Raw genomic sequence first — 20,007 nt, 5'->3', positions numbered from 1 at the left:
GTTGTTCTTTTTCTCTTTATCACAGTTTATATACGATATCCTTAACATACTCCGCCCACTGTGCAGGGGTTTTAGATTTATCAAATGTCTGCCAGGGAATTGGTTTACCGAAAGTGACTGTAAATGTCTTATGACGGTTTTTAAACATTTCATCTGCCAGATAAAGCATAGCTATATTAAATTTTATTCCCAGTGTTTTACAGATATTTGCCAGATTATAAAAGAAATCAGAGTTACGCCCACCAAAATGTACAGGTATTACATCTCTTTGCGCCTGCACACTTTTAACAATAAATGTCTTCTTCCATTCCAAATCCCGGATAATGCCATTCTGTCGTCTTGAGCAGAGTCCTGCCGGAAACATAATTAACTGGTCATCTGATTTAAATCCAGCCTCTACCATTTTCGGAAAATCTTTCGCCTGTTTTCCTGTCTTATTAATAGGAATACAAAGAGGAGCCAGTCCACGCAGGTTCATCAGCAAATCATTTACCAGATATTTCACTTTCCCATTATAGTGTTTACCAAGAACATAGCCTAATGCTACACCATCTTGTCCTCCTAGCGGATGATTGGACACAAATGTATATAAACCATCTTCCGGTAAATTCTCTTCTCCCCTTACTTCCACTTTGGCGTCAAGAAAATCCAAGGAAGCTTCCAGAAAGTCTACTCCTAATTTATCCTTCGACTCACGTAGAAAAACATTAATTTCTTCCTGATGAACAATCCTTTTCAGATAAGAAACTATAAATTTAGGGATATACTTATAATGCTTCGGAGCTTTTGTCCGAAGAATCTTATCGATATCTATTAAAAACAAAGAGTCGTCAGTCATTCGTTATAGATAAAATGATTGTGCAAAATTAATTGTTCTTTTCTATTAATTGCAATAATTTGGCAGAAAATACAGGATTTAGGTTTCTGACGAGAAAAAAGAACACCTGAAAACTATCATATACCACCTAAAAACTATCAATTGATAGTTTTTAGGTGAAAGAAAGACGAATTCACCCCTGTCTCAATCATCAAAACGCCGTAAACTTGCAACATCGAAACAACAACGATATATTCACAATTTAAAAAGCAACGTTTATGAAAAGTTTAAGCTTCAAAAAAGATTTGATAGGAGTTCAGGATGAACTACTTCGTTTCGCATACAAACTAACAACCGACCGAGAAGAAGCCAATGATTTGTTGCAGGAAACCTCATTAAAAGCATTAGACAATGAGGATAAATATATGCCAGATACTAATTTTAAAGGATGGATGTATACCATCATGCGAAATATCTTTATCAACAATTACCGTAAAGTCGTTCGCGACCAGACATTTGTTGATCAGACAGACAACCTTTATCATTTGAGTCTCCCGCAAGAATCAGGTTTTGAGAGCACAGAAAGCTCTTACGACTTAAAAGAGATGCACCGCATTGTCAATTCACTTCCCAAAGAATATAAGGTTCCATTCTCTATGCATGTTTCCGGTTTCAAATATCGTGAGATAGCAGAGAAATTACATCTTCCACTTGGTACTGTGAAGAGTCGTATCTTCTTCACCCGCCAGAAATTACAGGAAGAATTGAAAGATTTCAGATAACCTAAGCCGACACTATATAATTGTCGATTTCCATATAAAATTTAGTGCAGATTTTTAGTTGTGTTCACAGTAGAAGCAAGTAGGAGAAACTCCTTCTTGCTTCTTTTTTTATACTCAAATTCAAAGAAAGCTCCTAATAAAACTCCACAGAATATACTCCATAACATATTTAACTTTTTTTCAGCCACTTGTTATCAAGCTTATCCGAATGTTTCCTTATATTTGGACAACAAATTTGAAACATTGTTCCAAATATGGAAAAAGTAGAAGAATATATGGAAAAAGCAGAAGAGAACTACAAAGTCCCAAACCTTGAAAAAGGAATTGCGATTCTTGAGTACCTATCGCTTTATTCCTTAGGAAGAACACTACAAGCAATCAAATCAGAACTTGATATTTCGCAAACGACCGCCTACCGTATTTTAAATACTTTAGTCCGGTTAGGATACCTTATATATAATGAAGACACAAAACATTATAAATTATCCCGCAAATTATTATCACTTGGATTTAAATCATTAAATGAACATAATTTGCTGGAGGTAGTCCTGCCACATTTACGTAATTTGCGGGATCTAGTAAAAGAGACAGCCTGTTTCGGAGTGTTAGGAGACCAGAAAGGCATTTTCATAGAACAAGCTCAAGGACATCACACTTTCCGGTTTGTTCTATCACCCGGTAAACCCTTTGAACTACATTGTTCGGCACCGGGAAAGGCTATCATGGCTTATCTCCCCTGTAATGTTCGTGACTATTATCTGTCACAAATGGAGTTTACACGCTATAATGCACGTACTATTACTACTCCTGAGGCATATATGGATGAGCTGGAAAAAGTACGAAAGTTAGGCTACGCCATGGACAATGAAGAAGAATTAAGCGGAGTACTCTGCATAGGTGCCCCTATTTTCAATTACACAAGTTATCCATGCGGAGCTATTTGGATATCTGGTCCCAAAGACCGCTTATCTAAGGATGTAGTGCGTAATTCAGTTGAATGTATAAAAGATGCCGCACAAACTATCTCCAAAGAATTAGGATACAATCAGTCTTAAAAACATAAAACATACATACTATGAATACCCCCAAACAAATATTAAAAAAAACATTAGCCACCGCATTCTTTTGTGGTTGTGCTTCCTTCGTTCTGGCGGGGACTCCCCCATTTTTCCCTACAGACATTACCTTAAATTCCAAAGGTGAAATTCTTATTGTAGAAAAGGGGACAAGCCGAATCAGTTTCTTTTCGCCGGACGGTAAAACTTTACTTCGCACCATTCCTGTTGAAGAAACCCCAACTGGTATCCTTCTGGATACCCATAAAGCATATGTCACTACCAGTGCAGCCACCGGACATTTGCAAATTTTATCATTGGAATCAGGACAAAAAGAAGCTACCATTCTAACAGGTTCCGGTGCATGTTCTCCTATTTTCGGGCCTGACAAAAAACATATATATGTATGTAATCAATTCCAGAACACTGTATCAGAAATTGATCCGATAAATCATACGGTTGTACGTTCGGTTAATGTGTTGCGTGAACCTAAATCAGCACAGTTCAGCAAGGATGGCAAATATCTGTTTGTTACCAATTACTTGCCATCTCAACGGGCAGATCTCGACTATGTGGCAGCTTGTGTTTCCGTCATCAGAATGGATGATTTTACCAAAGTAAAAGACATCAAACTGGCCAACGGTAGTAATGCTTTACGTGGTATTTGTATTACACCGGACGGTAAATATATATATGTATCCCATAATTTAGGACGTTTTACAGTTCCCACATCACAATTGCAACAAGGATGGATGAATACCAGTGCCTTCAGCATTATAGATGTGGAAAAACAGGAATTCCTCGGCGCAATTGTAGTCGACGAACCAGAACGTGGAGCAGCAGGTATCTGGAGCATTGCCTGCAATGACGAGTCACTCTTCATCACTCACTCCGGGACACATGAAATCAGCGTTATCGACCATAAAGCCATGCTGAAGAAATTTTTAAGCTATCCTGATAAAGCTATGCTGGATTATGACTTGAGATTTCTGTATGGTCTGCGTAAACGTATCCCACTGAAAGGCAATGGTCCGCGCAAAATGATAATGGAGAACGGAAAACTCTATATTCCCACTTACTTCGCTGACATCCTGAATATCGTAGATACCCAAACAACTGAAATTACCTCGGTTAATCTGAATCCGGACCGGGAAGAGAGTATAGAAAACAAGGGAGAACGCTATTTTAATGATGCCTCTCATTGTTTCCAAAACTGGCAAAGTTGTAATGGTTGCCATCCGGGAGATGCCCGTACAGATGGTATGAACTGGGATTTAATGAATGATGGAGTAGGTAACTCTAAAAACTGCAAAAGTCTTTTATTCAGTCATCCCACCCCTCCAAGCATGATATCAGGCATACGCGAAACAGCAGAATGGGCGGTACGTGCAGGTTTTAAATTCATACAGTTCTTTGATATAACCGAAGAAGATGCCGTATGTGTGGATGCTTATCTGAAATCTCTCCAACCTGTTCCAAGCCCCTATCTGGTAAATGGAGAGTTATCCGACCTGGCCAAAGAAGGAAGAAAGGTATTTGAAAAACTAAAATGCACAGAGTGCCACAGTGGTCCATATTATACAGACCTGAAAATGCACCGTATCGGTGAGGATATTGAGTTCGAAAAAGGTTGGGATACCCCTACCCTACGTGAAGTCTGGCGCACAGCCCCCTATCTTTTTGACGGACGTGCAGCCACGATGGAAGATGTATTTAAGGTACATAAACACGGTATTGAGAAAAAGGTTTCTCAAAAAGAGATTAAAGCGCTAACAGAATACGTAAATTCCTTATAAAAAACAAGACACCATTGGAAAACATGAATTATTGTGATAAAATAAAATATAGCATATATACCACCGAAATTGCTGATTTCGGAACAATGGCAGATACTTTGTTAGCACAGTTACCTCAAAACGAGCACATATTCAGACTAATATTTTTCGGCACACCGACAGATAACAACGAATATGTAATTCGTCGTAACATTTTAAGTGACAAAATACAACAACGTTATACCCAGAAGTTACCTGTATTAAGTTATGTATCCCAACCTGCTTTGGATGGCGGACTTACAATGGAAGTACATAGTTATCAGGCAGATGAGAATGATCATATCACGTATCATCCCAATAAAGGTTTTCCTTACATCACATTGGAAAATGCTGATGGACGTTTTCTCTTTGCAGGAGGCTTTCATAGTGATGTGTTGAATTTCAATACCCAACAACAATCCGTTGAAGTTTTCCGGTTAGCAAGTGAAGTTTTGCATAAGGAAAATTTTCCCATTGAAAATATCATCCGCCAATGGAACTACATTGAACAAATTACAGGATTTGATGGTGCCGATCAACACTACCAGATGTTCAATAATGTGCGTAGCAACTTCTACAACCAGGCTACCTGGAGTTTGGGTTATCCGGCTGCTACAGGTATCGGGAGTAATCTAGGGGGTGTTTTGGTAGATATTGATGCCGCTGTATTTACCCGTCCGGAATGTTTTGCCACTCCTATTGATAATAAATTACAGGTAGCAGCTCATGCCTATTCACCACAAGTACTGGAAACGGCTCATCAGCAAAAATCAACACCAAAGTTTGAACGTGCCAAAAGTATGACGTTTGATGACAGACAACTCATTTATATATCCGGTACAGCCGCAATCCGGGGAGAAGAAAGTCTGGCCGGAGTAGGTCTTGAAAGACAACTCCACATCACTATGGAAAACATAGCCCAACTAACAGGAGACGCACATTTAAAGTTATTGCGTGTGTACCTGAAAAACAAGTCACATTACCAGGAAGCATATAAGCTGCTGAATGACTATCAACTGAATATACCTATTTCTTATATGTGTGCAGATGTATGTAGGGATGAATTGCTAATTGAAATTGAAGGTATTGCCATAAAATAAGACACTGCCTCATCACAATAAATAAAAGAGGAGAAATTACTAACCAAATAAATAAATGAAAATGAAGAAAAGACTTAGAAATTCAGTAACCCTAGGAGTTGTTTTACTCTCAATGGTAGCATGCACAGGCAAAACGTCTACATCAGAGTCAGCTTGCAGTGCCAACGGACAATGTTCCGAACAATGTAAAAATGAATGTAATCAAAATAACTGTAAAAATAAAAAAGAAATGACTTATTCTAAGAAGTACACAAATGCCGATTTTTACAAAGACGGCAAATTCCAGCAAGAAGCTGCTATGGAAGCAATGAAAGACATGTTCGCATTCTATGATGTTCCTTTCACCGAATTAATGGCCAAAGACATGTGGGTTACAGACTTCGGACTAGGAGATTTTGAGAACGTAGGTATGGGTGGTATTTTCTGGGTTAACAACGCAGAACAAAGATACTTTGCACATGCTATCTATCTGCTGCCTGGACAAATGATTCCGGAACATGCTCATGTAGCTACTACATATCCTGCTAAACACGAATCCTGGATGGTTGAAAAAGGATGGGCCTATAACTTCTCTGAAGTAGGAGATGAAACTCCGAATGCCCCTGCAATCCCAGCCACTCATGGTCCTATCAAGAGTAAGAATTTCGTTGTACAAAAGGTAGGCGAAGTACTTCCGTTGAAAGCTTTGACAACCTTCCACTTCCTGATGGCTGGTCCCGAAGGTGCAATTGTTTCAGAATGGGCTACTTACCATGACAATGCCGGTCTTCGTTTTTCGAATTCTAAAGCTGCATTATAATAGTAGAAAAGCATAATACCTTAGAATCAACCTTATGAACAAAATATTGTTAATAACACTCTGTTTCTTATCAGCTTCCGCCTCGGCATTTGCCGGGCCGAAGCCTAAGAAAGCAGAGACATGGATTGATGCTTCAGTAAAAGCCAAATCCGAATTGCGTACGCAACTACAAAAAGCAGGAATGCCAGTCATATCCAAATGGATTAAAGTCAATGACAAGGCAGAGCCTTTTGTTGTGGACTTGAAGAATTGCGATAAGCTGATACTGGTTACCTCCGGTGGTCCTGACGGTAGCAGCTATGATCATGCAGTATGGGGGAATGCCCGCCTGATTGCAGCCGACGGTTCTTCTGTATGGTTGGACCAGACTCCGTTTGAATATGGCGTAGCCGGCTGGGATAAACCAAGAATGAACATCAACGCAAATGGCAAACCCATCCGGATTGCCGGAAAAGCTTATGAGCACGGTGTATTCTGCCATGCTAACGGCACATTGGTCTATCCTGTGAAAGGTAAATACGTACGTTTTGAAGCAGAAGTTGGTATTGACGATGACTCAAGAACGGGTAGTGTATATTTTCAGGCATTGAATATATTGCCTAAAGACATCGCCAATCAGCTGGCAGAAAAATACCCGAATCAGATCGGGATGCTAAGCAGTCAGATGGACGGACTGGATACTTGGTTAATCACCCCCGATGCCTCTGTTGAGAAACAAATTGTAGATGCTTTGGCTGGTAAGATAAAAGATGCTTCTTACTTCAAGAACATCATACGGCAAATAGCAACCGAACAAGACGTAAATACACAGATATACAAATACCTCGAGATATTTGAAAAAATGCAAAATGTATACGAGGTACAGAATGAATTGGAGTGGCTGAATATAAATGCAATCAAACTGGCATTCGCTGATATGAAACAACAGCAAGGGTTTGATGTAGCCAAATACCAGCCTTTGCTCGACGAACTAATAAGCCTTTCTCAAAAAGGTTTCGACGGCATTTATAAAGGCGACACACAAGCATTGTCCAATGCCCGCAAAGCATTGAAAAACAAGCAAGCCATTCTGCTTGGTAACCCTTTACTCAATGGCGACAAAATTGTTGCTACTCGTTTCAAACTGGGTTCAAAGGCACATACAGCTATGGCTCCGGATTTAGGCACACAATCTAATAACTGGAGCAATCAGGAATCTGCACGCCGTAGTGGATTTAATGCTGAAATAGTAGAATTGTCTAACCTGCGTGGTGACATTCAGATGCGTCAAATATACAAACCACAGAACTCATCCTCTATCGCAGACCTTAAAATGCATTGGGATGGCGACCGGGTTATGTTTACTGCAACCATGCCCGACAATCGGTGGAATATATATGAAGTAAAGCTGGACGGTACCGGTCACAGAATGCTAATAGAAAATGAAGAACCGGATCTGGAATTCTACGACGGTACATATCTACCTGACGGGCGTATGATAGCAACTTCTAATATTGGTTATCAAGGTGTACCTTGTGTCAGTGGTTCTGATCCTGTAGGTAATATGGTGCTTTATGATCCCAAAACCAAAAACATGCGTCGCCTTACATTTGACCAGGATGCCAACTGGAATCCGGTTATCATGAATAATGGTAGAGTAATGTATACTCGTTGGGAATATACCGACCTGATGCACTACTATTCCCGCTTTGTAATGCATATGAACCCGGACGGAACAGAACAAAAAGCCCTGTTTGGAAGCGGTTGTGCTTTCCCTAACAGTACATTCGATATTCAACCTCTGCCTAATCATGCGTCTGCTTTTGTAGGTATTATTTCCGGTCACCACGGTGTTGCCCGCTCCGGCCGTTTAATTTTGTTTGACCCAACCAAAGCCCGCAAAGGCACTGCCGGTATGCTTCAGGAAATTCCATATCGGAACCGTCCGATAGTAGAATTGGTTAAAGATGAATTAGTAAACGGCGTATGGCCACAATTCATCAAACCTACTCCATTGAATGACAAATATTATCTGGTAGCCGCCAAGCTGAACCCACAAGATTTATGGGGTATTTATCTGGTGGATGTATTTGATAACGTAACTTGTCTGATGAAACAGGAAGGCGAAGGATACATCAGTCCGATTGTTGTGCGTAAGACAACTACTCCTCCGGCTATACCTGACAGGGTAAAACTGAATGAAAAAGAAGCAACTGTATTTATCCAGGATATATACGAAGGTGAAGGATTGCGTAATGTACCTCGTGGTACTGTAAAAGAACTCCGTCTGCATGCTTATGAGTATGCATATCTGAAAACTGTTTCGGATCATAACTGGCATGGTATCCAGAGCGGATGGGACATTAAACGTCAACTCGGAACAGTTCCTGTGGAAGAAGACGGTTCTGTTATCTTCAAAATACCAGCCAATACGCCAATCTCCATCCAGCCGATTGATAAAGACGGAGCTGCTATACAGCTGATGCGTAGTTGGTTGACCGGACAACCGGGTGAAGTTGTCTCCTGTATCGGGTGTCACGAAGATCAGAACCAGATTCCTGTGCCTAAGCGTGTAATTGCATCTCAACGTGCACCACACTCTATAAAAGCACCAGAAGGTGGTGTCCGTTCATTTACATTCGATCTTGAAGTACAGCCGATTCTCGACCGTGCTTGTATTGCCTGTCATAACGGCGAAAAAGCATTCGACCTCCGTGCCGGTGCAAAAGACGAACGTGGATATGGTCCTTCTTATCTGAATCTACATCCGTATGTTCATCGTCAGGGTCCGGAAGCTGATATGGCAGTTCTTCAACCCTATGAATATCATGCCAATACCAGCGAATTAATCCGTATCCTTAAAAAGGGACATGCAAATGTGAAGCTGACTGACAAAGAATGGAGAACATTGTATACATGGATTGATTACAATGCACCGGATAAGGGTTACTTCAATGCTAATAAGATCAAAGATTTCCCATATCAGGGTTTTGATCAGATTGAACGCCGTACAGAACTCACCAACAAATATGGCAACGGTATGGGAGTAAACTGGAAGAAAGAGATTGCTGACTATGCAACCTATCTGAAAGGTAAAGGAGAAATTACTCCGGTCCTTCCGGCAGCAACAGCTCCTGTAAAAGAGAAGAATGTAAAAGTGAAAAACTGGCCTTTCGATGCCAACGCAATCAAAGCGATGCTGGCAAACGAAAAGGAAACACGCAAAGAAGTTGTATTGGCTCCCGGAGTTAAACTCACCTTCGTTCGTATTCCTGCCGGAGAATTCGCTATGGGTAGCTGGAACGGATCTGCTGATAATCGTCCGGTATCTAAAGTAAAAATTGCAAAACCATTCTGGATGGGTGAAGTAGAAATCACCAATGAACAATACAATGTCATTTTCCCCGACCACGACAGTCGTTATGTAGACCAGTTATGGAAAGACCATGTACATTTCGGTTACCCTGCCAACCAGCCGGAACAACCTGTTATCCGTGTTAGTTATGAAGATGCTATGGCGTATTGTAAACAACTGAGCGAAAAGACCGGCCTCAACATCACCCTCCCCACAGAGGCACAATGGGAATGGGCGTGTCGTGCAGGAAGTGATTCTGATTTCTGGTATGGTAATAGCAATACGGATTTTGGTAAATTGGAGAACTTTGCAGACGAAAGTTGCAATAAAATGGCTGTAAGTGGCGTTAATCCACAACCAATGTCTAAGAATTCATACTGGTACAAATATTACTCTTATCTGCCTAAAGAGGAGAGTGTCAATGACGGAGCAATGAACCAGGTTGATTCTAAAAATTACCAGGCCAATCCATTTGGATTATATAGCATGCACGGAAATATAGCAGAATGGACCCGTTCGGATTACATACCTTATCCTTACACCGAAAAGGTAAAGAATCCTTCGGAATTCAAAGTAGTACGTGGTGGTTCTTATATTGAACGTCCTAAAGTCTCAACTTCTTATGCCCGTAAAGCCTACTACCCGCATCAGCGAGTATTCAATGTAGGATTCCGCGTAATTATTGAAGACTAATTAAACAGTTGACAGTGGACAATTGACAATTGACAGTGAGCAGGCCAACTGCCCACTGTCTACCGTCAACTCTTCATTGTCAATTGTCAACTATCAGCTGCCAACTGTTATCAATTGTCAACTCTAAAAGTGATTTTCCTATGAAAGTAAATTTCCACAAGCCCTTCTCTTCTTATGTAACAACCATTGTGTTGTTACTGATTTATGCTGTTGCACTCGCTGCCGCTACTTTCATTGAAAAATACCATGGCACTGCAACAGCCAAAACGGTCATCTACTATTCGCCTCTGTTCTTTTTGCTTCAATTATTGATGGTTATCAATTTTGTAGCAATTGTTATCAAGCGCCAATATCTTAAAAGCCGGAAATGGGGTATGTTAGTCACTCATTTTGCTTTTATCATCATTTTCCTGGGTGCTTTTACCTCTTTCCTTTTCAGTGAAGAAGGTATCCTTCATCTTCGCGAAGGAGAAACGAGCAACCAAATCGCCGTTCGCTCCGCCGATAATAACACAAGTATCCACACCTTACCCTTCTCTGTGGAACTAAAGAAATTTACGTTGACCCGCTATCCGGGTTCTTCCAGTCCCTCTTCCTATGAAAGTGAAGTTGTAGTACATGTGGACGGTGAAACACGTCCCGAACGAATATTTATGAACAATGTGTTAGATGTAAAGGGCTACCGGTTCTTTCAGGCATCTTATGATCCGGACGAACAAGGTACGATTCTCTCTGTCAACCGGGATGTTGCAGGACGCAACATCACTTACACAGGGTATCTTTTGCTTGTCATCGGACTGGTTCTATGCTTTATTGGCAAGAATACCCGATTCATGTCATTGAGCCGTCGGTTAAAAGAATTACATACTGCAACTAAGATAATAGCCTGTCTGCTCTTCTTTATGCCCTTTCCTTCTGAAAGCAGAGCAAACGAGAATAACTCCCCAATGATGGATATCGTACAGAAACATAAAATTTCTCCTGCACATGCCGAAGTTTTTGGTTCTTTACCAATCCAGTCAAATAGTGGGCGTACCATGCCAATCAACACTTTTTCTTCCCAAATACTCCGAAAGCTACATAAATCGGATAAAATCGGAGGTTTAAACTCTGACCAATTCCTTATCAGTTTACTGGTGATGCCAGATGTATGGATGCGCATACCATTTATTGCCGTATCCAATCCAGAGTTAGCAAGTTATTATAATCTGCCTGCCAAACAATGTGCATACGCGGAAGTGTTTGACAATAACGGCTACTACAAGTTACAGGAGAAGCTGGAAGAAGCATATAACAAAATGCCTAACCAACGTACCCGATTCGACAAAGATTTGATGAAATTGGATGAACAGATCAACATCTTCCACCAGCTTATCAACCGTCAGATGCTGAATCTCTTTCCAAAAGAAGATGATCCCAACCATAAGTGGTATGCTCCCGGAGATGACCTTTCGGCTTTTACAGGAAAGGACTCCATGTTCGTAGCCCGTATTATGGACTGGTATCTGGAAGAGGTACAGGAAGGTCTGAAAAGTAACGACTGGACAAAGGCCAACGAAGTTGCCGGCATGATCAGTACTTACCAGCAAGCCAAAAACAAAACACTCGACATCAGCCCTAAAAAGATACAGTCTGAACTGAAATATAATAAGATGGATGTATTTCGCTATTGTAAAATCGGTTATCTTATTTTGGGTGGTCTGCTGCTCATCTTTACATTCATCGTACAGTTTCAGCAGAAACGCTGGATAAAGTCTATGGTCTGGATATTGGGGATTCTGGTGCTTATCGTGTTCCATTATCACATGTACGGTATGGGAATGCGGTGGTATATTGGCGGATATGCTCCCTGGAGCAATTCATACGAGACAATGGTATATGTGGCCTGGGCTACGGTTCTTGCCGGTCTACTGTTTGTACGCCGCAATACAATTACTTTAGCACTGGCTACCTTGTTCGGTGGTATCATTCTTTTTGTATCCGGTCTGAACTGGATGGATCCGGAAATAAGTCCCTTAGTTCCGGTACTTAAATCTCCCTGGCTAATGTTCCATGTTGCCATTATTGTAGCTGCCTATGGTTTCTTCGGCGTCAGTTGCCTGATGGGATTAACCAATATGGTTTTGATGATCTTCGCCGGCAAGAAACGAACGAGTCAGCTGATTATTCGTATCAAAGAGTTAAGTATCATCAATGAAATGTCATTGCTGGTAGCGCTGGCTTTGATGACGATCGGTACTTTCCTGGGGGCCGTCTGGGCAAATGAATCCTGGGGACGCTACTGGGGATGGGATCCTAAAGAAACCTGGGCACTGATTACTATGGTTGTTTATGCCATTGTCACCCACCTGCACCTGATAAAACGTTGTAATACCCTTTGGTTATTCAATGTCGCTTCAGTCATCGCATTTTCATCCGTATTAATGACCTTCTTCGGAGTCAACTATTTCCTTAGCGGAATGCACTCATATGGACAGAACGACAATGTAAACAATATATTGATCTACCTGTACTTTGCCTCAATTGTTATTATTGTATTAGCATTTTTCTCTTACAGGAGTTGGAAAAAGAATCCTGAGTTAAATCCGAACAAGTCATAAACCAATAGTTATTATAAACACTTAAAACGAATAAATTATGAGAACATTCAACCACGTAGGTATCGTCACTACCGAACACAAAGAAGGCGCCTTCTTTAATGAAGGGCTCAGCGTATGGCTGACAGACTATAGCAAAAGTCCTAACAGAATCGAGTTTCTTAAATTCGAAGAAGGCAGTTGTATGCCCGAATTGGTACAAAAGCAAGGTCACATTGCCTATACAGTACCCTCTCTGGAAGAAGAGCTAAAAGGTAAGAAGGTTATTTTTGGCCCTGCCGTATGCGATGAACACCTCACTATTGCTTTCATAGAAGAAGAGGGTATTTCTATCGAACTAATGGAAATTAAATAAAAACTAATCTCAAAATAAGGAGGAAAACATCATGTCAGACATCAAAACTAAATTTATCAACAACCCCGAACAAATTACTCCCGAATTGTTGGAAGGCTATGTAATGGCTTATGCCGATCAAGTAAAACTGGGAGGTGAAAATATTGTAGTACGTGCCCATGCAAAGGACGAAAGTAAAGTAGCTATTGTCACCTTAGGTGGCTCCGGTCATGAACCAGCATTGAGTGGTTTCGTTGGCGAAGGTATGCTGGATTGTTCTGTAGTAGGAGATATTTTTGCAGCTCCCGGTGCACAACGTGTATTCCAGGCATTGCAGCTGATGAAACGTGAAGCAGGTATATTACTGGTCGTATTGAATCACTCCGGTGATATAATGAGTGCAAACATGGCTTGCCAGTTGGCAGAACGTGTAGGAATCAAAGTAAAACAAATATTGACACATGATGACATCAGTGCCGGAATTGATGCCAACACAGAAGATCGTCGTGGGCTGGCCGGTTGTGTTCCTTTGTATAAAATATTAGGAGCAGCAGCAGAAGAAGGCAAGTCATTAGACGAGCTTATCGAAATCGGCGAACGATATAACAATAAGGTAGCCACACTTGCTGTAGCTATGCGTTCTTGTACCCATCCTCAGAATGGCGCAACAATCACGGATCTGCCTGCCGGTATCATGGAGATAGGAATGGGCCAACACGGCGAAGGTGGTGGCGGTCAAAAACCGCTTGTATCAGCCGATGCTACAGCTGCCGAAATGGTAGACCTGCTTTGCCAGCAGCTCAAACCCAAAGCCGGAGATAAAATGATGCTTATCATCAACGGTGTAGGTGCCACTACTCACATGGAACTGAATATCATATTCCGCAAAGCTTATAAGGAACTGGAAGCACGTGGTCTGCAAGTAGTTGTAAGCCGTATACAGGAGATATTGACCGTACAGGAACAAGCAGGTTTCCAAATGATTATGGGTATCCTGGACGAAGATCATATCGACTATTTGAAGAACAAACGTGCTAACGCACCTTACTGGACAACTATTGGCAAATAAAAGCAAAAGAAAATGACACAACTGACTATTGATAACTTCAAAACAATGCTCACCACAGCTTTAGCAAATATCAAAGCACGTGAAGATGAGTTTTCCAAGCTGGATGCCGTTATTGGTGACGGTGACCACGGACAAGCGATCGTAACAGCCATGAGCGCTATTGTTGCCACTGCCGAGAAAGGGACTGAATTTAAATCGATGCTGAACGACATGGGATTCGATGTTATGTTACAAGTAAGCGGTTCAACCAGTACTTTGCTGGGAGCTTTCTTCCTTGGCATGAGTGATCATGTAAGTGGCACACAATTGGATGCGGCTGCTGTAAAAGCCATGTTCGCCGGCGGACTTACTAACGTACAAAAGCAGACTAAAGCTCAGAAAGGTGATAAAACAATGATGGATGCCCTGATACCTGCTGTCGAAGCTATTCAGAATTGCCCTTCAGACGATATCAAAGAATTGATAAATGCAGGAGCCGAAGCAGCTTTGGCGGGTGCTGAGTCCACAATTGAACTTAAAGCTAATTTCGGACGTGCACGCAACTATGGTGAACGGTCTATAGGCTATATGGATAGCGGCGCTGCTTCCTGGAGTTGTATGTTCGCTTCATTCTCAGAAGCTATAAAGTAAAAATGTATTTCGAATAAATATCAAATATAAAGAAATGGCAGATTTAGATGATTTAAGAGAAGGTGCAAATTTTGGTTTAGACATTGCATCTCAACAACAACACTTTCACGTGAAAGGTGCAGAAAATGCAGCATGGGGTATGAAAGACCGTTTATCACGTATCTTTAACCCCCAAACAGGTAAATCCGTTATGTTGGCTTGCGACCACGGTTTTATCATGGGGCCTACTTCAGGACTCGAACGTATTGACTTGAATATAGTCCCGTTAATGGAATATGCAGACTGCCTGATGTGTACACGAGGCATTTTACAGTCGGTTATCCCTGCTAATACAAAAACTCCTATCTGTCTGCGCTCTGATGCCGGTACTTCCATCCTTACTGATCTGAACGACAATGTACTGATTGATGTAGAAGACGCTATCCGTATGAACGTATCAGCCATGGCTGTTATGTTGGCTATTGGTGACGAAGCACACGAAGCAAAAACCGTAGCCAATTTGTATAAAGCTGTAGACAAAGCAAGTCGTTACAATATTCCCGTGATGGGGGTAACAGCCGTAGGTAAACAAATGGCACGCGATGCCCGTTATTTTGGCTTAGCATCCCGCATCTGTGCTGAGAACGGTGCCAACATTGTAAAGACCTACTATTGCGAGGGATTTGAGAAAGTGGCAGCAGCCTGTCCGGTTCCTGTAGTTATTGCCGGAGGTAAGAAACTCCCCGAGAAAGAAGCACTTGAGTTATGTTATAACGCGATCAACGATGGTGCTGCCGGGGTAGATATGGGACGCAATGTATTCCAAAGTGAATCGCCTGCGGCTATGATCCAGGCTGTACATGCTGTAGTGCATGACGGATTGACTCCGGAACAAGGTTTTGAAATGTTCCAGGATTTATCTAAATAATCAACTAATTGAGAATTGGGAATCGATCAAATCAGGTTCCCAATTTTCAATTAACACACATACATTATGAAGAGAATATTATTTTTTCTATGTTTTACTCTCCCACTCTTCCTTAATATCTCCGGAAAAAACAAAGCTGAGAAATTATTATTAGGTGGTTCGGGATGGAATAAGATCGTCATTATAGACAAAGATTCAAAACAAATAGAGTGGGAACATCCTTTACAGAAAGGTTGGGAATGTAACTCTGTAGCTGCGACTCCGGACGGAAATATTTTATTTTCCTACGCCAAAGGTGCCAAAGTAATCAACCGGGATCATAAGGAGATCTGGAATATTACAGCACCTGAAGGTTGTGAAATGCAAACTGCCCGCGTGTTATCCAACGGTAATTACCTGTTAGCTTGGACAGGACATCCGGCTGTCATTATGGAAGTGAGCCCGAAGGGTAAAATTCTCTCCCGTACAGAATATGAAACAGGGATTGACCGCGCCCACTCTCAGTTTCGCCAACTGAATAAAAACAAGCGTGGAAATTACCTCATTCCTCTCATATCTACCTCTGAAGTACGTGAAATTTCTCCTTCCGGCAAACTAATCAACTCTTTCAAAGTAGAAGGTACACCCTTCACTACATTAGAGTCAACTGATGGTAACTATTGGATTGCTTGTGGTGACGGGCATGCCTTAATCGAAACCAATCCGAATGACGGTCAAATCATCCGGCGTTATAATGAGAATGATATCAAAGGAGTCCGGCTTTTCTTCACAGCCGGTCTTTGTAAAAGTGCTGATGATAACCTTTATATATGCAACTGGCAAGGGCACAGTCATGACGCCAATGCAGCAAACAGTCCTCAACTTTTCGAAATAAACCAAAAAGGAGAAGTGATCTGGAGCCTAAACGACAATCAAACATTTGGAATGATATCAGCAGTCAGTACGATAAACTGACCCTATACAACAGAATAACTATAAACTCCCCGGAATATTAAATAAAAGGGGAGCTTATAGTTATCACATCAGCTACAAAAACATACAAAATCAGGTTGAAAATTTTGTAATTCAATATATTCTCCAGATAATCCCATTCACGGTTAGCAATGAATACTCCACATGCTCTACTTCCTATACAAACGACTTTAACTGTAACTTTATGAGAAAATATATTCCTACTCGAAAGTAAGCATATCACCAAATTCATTTTTTTTTATCTCAAAGTTCTTAATAACTTATCATATTTATCATTGCCCGTTATACCTTTGGAGTAGTTCTTTATATCTCATTTTATATAGTACGTAAAGAGACGAAATTAATACAAACAAATAATGGCTTCTTCATAAATCATTTATTTTCAACAGGAATTTTAGTTATCCATATATAAAAAGATTCCTGATGTACTTCCATAAAGTTTAGTATTTTAATAATTATGAAATGATTTCACTTCCATTCGGAGATATCCAAATTTTCACAACATAACAGTATTCAAACTATATTTCAAAGGTTCTGTTCAACAAAAACATAAGTTGTAAAATTATAAAAATTACCAGATATTTTTAGATACCTATATCAAAATGTTTTCTATCTTCACAGTCTGTAGCATTTAGTCTATCCACATAATATAAAGCTAGATGCAATCAACCTTTTAAACAACCTCAAAACTTCTTCTTACACCCCCAATTATCCAATCTTTAGTGATCCCTCAATACTACCTCAAATACTTTCGATAATATTCTTGAGGAATATCTGCTTTAATCCCCCATCCCTCTGCATATTCATTATGAATAATATGTTTAACAGCATACGACTCAGCTTTTTTAAACTTAAAATGATCTGTTTTAGTATTCCATACAATATGAGTTATGAGATTAGAAATACTATCAAACTTTGAACGCGAATTAGTACCTGCAAAAGAGTTTAATGACAAAGTAAAAATTAAAGAATCATTTGGATAAATAGTCGTATTTTCAGCACTAAATGATAAATTTTCAGAAAACAAGGGTAGAGAGTCTCCATTAATAAGGTAACAAGTCACTGAATTACGATCTTGGTTCATTTGATCTTTATCAAAAGGAATTTTTCCTAAGACTATAGTATCTATACCATGATTTACCACTCTACAATTAAAAAAGAGATACCCATATCCTGTCACTAAAGTTGTATCTTTCTCTGAGACAAGCATAAATACGTTATCTATCTCTAATTTGGGGTCTTCTTTTATTGATAAATTATTGCAATTACAAGCCATCAATACCAATAATAGAATCCATACTATATTATTTACGTTCTTTCTTCTCATAATATCTTTACTCGTATCACACAATTCAGTTTTACCATTTACCACTATAGACATATTGAATTCTTTTATTTACATAAAGATATTGCCAAATGCAGTAAGGATGAGTGGCCAAATCATTCGCAAAAAATCTCCGTGGGTCAACACAACGAAAAGTAAAGTACTTTCTTGTCTTTTTAAACAGACGATTCGTATATAAGCCGTCACAGAAGAAACAAGCTCCCTTATAAAAGAAAATATTTTTATGCCATCCATAATTAAACTGTTGACTACCAACAGGAACATTTTCAATTACAATTGACGCACTATCCCTACTCATTTTCTGTACAAGAAAAGAAAAATTATTTTCCACATACCTTCCCGTTTTCTCCATATAAAATTCATTTGTAAGCTTTATAACAGAATCAAGCAATATATTCAGTTCATTATCTACTTCATAAACCCTAAACTTCATAGTTATAGAATCTTCAGACACATAAGGTCGAAAACGAACAAATTCTTCTTCTTTTGTTGATGAAATTACTTCATACCTATCCGTAATATTATAATAATCTGTACTTCGACAAGCACACAGCATAACCAATATAATCAATAAACAATAAGTATTCTTTTTCATTGAGCGAATTTTAAAAACATAATCTTAATGAGTTATTTACATGGATAATATTTTCCTTCATATAATATTCTTGTTTTCCCTTTAAAATATAAAATAGTTCGTTGAAATATAATTAATTACATTTTTTCATTAGCCCTACATTTAAAATTAATTATTGTAAAATTGAACAATTTTTATCATAATAAATACCAGTATTATCTCAAATTCTAGCATTAAAGTACCTATATTATGAATATTATTGAACTATTCCTCATCACAATACGGAACCCACTCTTTCAGACCCTCTACATCAATAATTGTTGAATAAGAGTTAACCTTGACGATAAAAAATAAATTTATAAACCGTGCTTTTCTATTAACAAAATCAACATCTATATCAAGCGGAAAACGTTTTTCTTCAGTGTTTAATAATTTAGTTCTTAAAGCTTCTCCATCTACAAATATACATTTATATAAGTATTTATTATTGGTTGTATCAATATAGAATGGAGAGATTCTCTGTGTTGCAGAAAAAATAGCTATTCCTTTTGATAAATTTAGATTCAAGTTGAAAACTTTCTTGATGTATTTTTCAACTTGTTTTGATACAGGTAAGTAGTAAATAGAATCTTTATTAAGGTTATTTGCAAAGGGCATGCTCTTTGCAACATTTTCACTACAATTAATTGCTACATTATCAATATCTAAAGGAATAAAAAAAGAGATACTTGTATAATCAATTGGAATTGAATATGATTGGTTATTGATTCTTTTTATTTTTTGATTATAAGAATAGATAATTTCATCTTTGAGAAATCTTGTCACATAATATCCCTTTATATTAACCAAGGAATCTACAGTCTGAGAAAATCCATTAAAAGTGATGCCAATAAAGGCAAATAAACAAATAAGTAACTTATCCATAAATTATTATTTTTTAGTCCATAACCGTCCAACTGCATCGCCTGTTGATCTTGGCAAATCTCGTTTATTAAATATTATTTTTGTGAATTTATCACTCATACTTAGATAGTTATGGGATGTAATAGTACTCCCCTATTTATCATCATATTCCTTTTGTGCATTAATACAGAAAGATACAAAAATACATACACATGTAATAAAAAACTTAGTTTTCACAAAATTGATCATTTAAATTTAACAACTAAAGCCCCATTAGTCTTT

16 protein-coding genes are annotated in these 20,007 nt (G+C 39.3%); 12 read left to right on the top strand and 4 right to left on the bottom strand.

Annotated features, from left to right (window positions below; genetic code table 11):
* Positions 1-19: 19 nt before the first annotated feature.
* The gene (glsA, locus tag QX565_RS04780; protein WP_289291590.1) at positions 20-838 is read right to left on the bottom strand and encodes a lyso-glycine lipid O-acyltransferase GlsA; all 819 of its coding nucleotides are present in this window, start codon (positions 836-838) and stop codon (positions 20-22) included.
* Positions 839-1,095: 257 nt separating this feature from the next.
* On the opposite strand from glsA, the gene QX565_RS04775 reads away from it, so the two are divergent.
* The 12 genes from QX565_RS04775 to QX565_RS04720 all read left to right on the top strand — a co-directional run bounded on the left by QX565_RS04775 (position 1,096) and on the right by QX565_RS04720 (position 16,885).
* On the top strand, positions 1,096-1,599 hold the full coding sequence (locus QX565_RS04775) for an RNA polymerase sigma factor (protein WP_002558810.1): 504 nt from the start codon (positions 1,096-1,098) through the stop codon (positions 1,597-1,599).
* A 254-nt stretch (positions 1,600-1,853) separates the two neighbouring features.
* Positions 1,854-2,654, top strand: a complete 801-nt coding sequence (locus QX565_RS04770; protein ID WP_370634154.1) for an IclR family transcriptional regulator — start codon at positions 1,854-1,856, stop codon at positions 2,652-2,654.
* Positions 2,655-2,674: 20 nt separating this feature from the next.
* Complete coding sequence (locus QX565_RS04765) at positions 2,675-4,450, top strand: YncE family protein (protein WP_221650752.1); 1,776 nt, start codon at positions 2,675-2,677, stop codon at positions 4,448-4,450.
* A 23-nt stretch (positions 4,451-4,473) separates the two neighbouring features.
* On the top strand, positions 4,474-5,568 hold the full coding sequence (locus QX565_RS04760; protein WP_221650771.1) for a chorismate transformation FkbO/Hyg5 family protein: 1,095 nt from the start codon (positions 4,474-4,476) through the stop codon (positions 5,566-5,568).
* A gap of 61 nt (positions 5,569-5,629) precedes the next feature.
* Positions 5,630-6,367 (top strand): cupin domain-containing protein, encoded by a 738-nt coding sequence (locus QX565_RS04755; RefSeq protein WP_221650753.1) that lies wholly within the window; start codon positions 5,630-5,632, stop codon positions 6,365-6,367.
* A gap of 34 nt (positions 6,368-6,401) precedes the next feature.
* Positions 6,402-10,394 carry an SUMF1/EgtB/PvdO family nonheme iron enzyme gene (locus tag QX565_RS04750; protein WP_289291589.1) on the top strand — a complete coding sequence of 1,331 codons (3,993 nt, stop codon included), beginning with the start codon at positions 6,402-6,404 and terminating at the stop codon, positions 10,392-10,394.
* A 140-nt stretch (positions 10,395-10,534) separates the two neighbouring features.
* Positions 10,535-12,994, top strand: coding sequence for a cytochrome c biogenesis protein CcsA (locus tag QX565_RS04745; protein WP_289291587.1), 2,460 nt, complete (start codon positions 10,535-10,537; stop codon positions 12,992-12,994).
* Positions 12,995-13,031: 37 nt separating this feature from the next.
* Entirely contained in the window at positions 13,032-13,346 is a 315-nt protein-coding gene (locus QX565_RS04740; RefSeq protein WP_002558803.1) for a hypothetical protein, read from the top strand.
* Between the two features lie 31 nt (positions 13,347-13,377).
* Positions 13,378-14,394: a dihydroxyacetone kinase subunit DhaK gene (locus tag QX565_RS04735; protein ID WP_289291586.1), complete on the top strand. Its 1,017-nt coding sequence runs from the start codon at positions 13,378-13,380 to the stop codon at positions 14,392-14,394.
* Between the two features lie 12 nt (positions 14,395-14,406).
* A complete protein-coding gene (locus tag QX565_RS04730) occupies positions 14,407-15,024 on the top strand; it encodes a DAK2 domain-containing protein (protein ID WP_289291585.1) in 618 nt (205 codons plus the stop codon).
* Positions 15,025-15,058: 34 nt separating this feature from the next.
* Positions 15,059-15,931 (top strand): 3-hydroxy-5-phosphonooxypentane-2,4-dione thiolase, encoded by an 873-nt coding sequence (gene lsrF, locus QX565_RS04725; protein WP_025867106.1) that lies wholly within the window; start codon positions 15,059-15,061, stop codon positions 15,929-15,931.
* 66 nt (positions 15,932-15,997) lie between these two features.
* The gene (locus QX565_RS04720; protein ID WP_289291584.1) at positions 15,998-16,885 is read left to right on the top strand and encodes a beta-propeller domain-containing protein; all 888 of its coding nucleotides are present in this window, start codon (positions 15,998-16,000) and stop codon (positions 16,883-16,885) included.
* Positions 16,886-17,639: 754 nt separating this feature from the next.
* Here the strand turns inward: QX565_RS04720 and QX565_RS04715 are convergent.
* From QX565_RS04715 to QX565_RS04705, 3 genes are all read right to left on the bottom strand, one after another.
* Positions 17,640-18,284, bottom strand: a complete 645-nt coding sequence (locus QX565_RS04715) for a hypothetical protein (RefSeq protein ID WP_289291583.1) — start codon at positions 18,282-18,284, stop codon at positions 17,640-17,642.
* Positions 18,262-18,843, bottom strand: a complete 582-nt coding sequence (locus QX565_RS04710) for a hypothetical protein (RefSeq protein WP_289291582.1) — start codon at positions 18,841-18,843, stop codon at positions 18,262-18,264. The genes QX565_RS04715 and QX565_RS04710 overlap by 23 nt, the downstream gene beginning before the upstream one ends.
* A gap of 243 nt (positions 18,844-19,086) precedes the next feature.
* Positions 19,087-19,746 carry a hypothetical protein gene (locus QX565_RS04705; RefSeq protein ID WP_289291581.1) on the bottom strand — a complete coding sequence of 220 codons (660 nt, stop codon included), beginning with the start codon at positions 19,744-19,746 and terminating at the stop codon, positions 19,087-19,089.
* Positions 19,747-20,007: the final 261 nt, after the last annotated feature.

The sequence above is a fragment of the Bacteroides sp. 41_26 genome, from assembly GCF_949740115.1.
In the GTDB taxonomy this organism is placed as follows: domain Bacteria; phylum Bacteroidota; class Bacteroidia; order Bacteroidales; family Bacteroidaceae; genus Bacteroides; species Bacteroides nordii.
This window is presented reverse-complemented; position numbering and strand designations above follow the sequence as displayed.

Bases quoted from the DNA above. Each gene is read 5' to 3' on its own strand.
- glsA (WP_289291590.1), bottom strand. From the start codon at position 838: ATGACTGACGACTCTTTGTTTTTAATAGATATCGATAAGATTCTTCGG.
- QX565_RS04775 (WP_002558810.1), top strand. From the start codon at position 1,096: ATGAAAAGTTTAAGCTTCAAAAAAGATTTGATAGGAGTTCAGGATGAA.
- QX565_RS04770 (WP_370634154.1), top strand. From the start codon at position 1,854: ATGGAAAAAGTAGAAGAATATATGGAAAAAGCAGAAGAGAACTACAAA.
- QX565_RS04765 (WP_221650752.1), top strand. From the start codon at position 2,675: ATGAATACCCCCAAACAAATATTAAAAAAAACATTAGCCACCGCATTC.
- QX565_RS04760 (WP_221650771.1), top strand. From the start codon at position 4,474: ATGAATTATTGTGATAAAATAAAATATAGCATATATACCACCGAAATT.
- QX565_RS04755 (WP_221650753.1), top strand. From the start codon at position 5,630: ATGAAGAAAAGACTTAGAAATTCAGTAACCCTAGGAGTTGTTTTACTC.
- QX565_RS04750 (WP_289291589.1), top strand. From the start codon at position 6,402: ATGAACAAAATATTGTTAATAACACTCTGTTTCTTATCAGCTTCCGCC.
- QX565_RS04745 (WP_289291587.1), top strand. From the start codon at position 10,535: ATGAAAGTAAATTTCCACAAGCCCTTCTCTTCTTATGTAACAACCATT.
- QX565_RS04740 (WP_002558803.1), top strand. From the start codon at position 13,032: ATGAGAACATTCAACCACGTAGGTATCGTCACTACCGAACACAAAGAA.
- QX565_RS04735 (WP_289291586.1), top strand. From the start codon at position 13,378: ATGTCAGACATCAAAACTAAATTTATCAACAACCCCGAACAAATTACT.
- QX565_RS04730 (WP_289291585.1), top strand. From the start codon at position 14,407: ATGACACAACTGACTATTGATAACTTCAAAACAATGCTCACCACAGCT.
- lsrF (WP_025867106.1), top strand. From the start codon at position 15,059: ATGGCAGATTTAGATGATTTAAGAGAAGGTGCAAATTTTGGTTTAGAC.
- QX565_RS04720 (WP_289291584.1), top strand. From the start codon at position 15,998: ATGAAGAGAATATTATTTTTTCTATGTTTTACTCTCCCACTCTTCCTT.
- QX565_RS04715 (WP_289291583.1), bottom strand. From the start codon at position 18,284: ATGTCTATAGTGGTAAATGGTAAAACTGAATTGTGTGATACGAGTAAA.
- QX565_RS04710 (WP_289291582.1), bottom strand. From the start codon at position 18,843: ATGAAAAAGAATACTTATTGTTTATTGATTATATTGGTTATGCTGTGT.
- QX565_RS04705 (WP_289291581.1), bottom strand. From the start codon at position 19,746: ATGGATAAGTTACTTATTTGTTTATTTGCCTTTATTGGCATCACTTTT.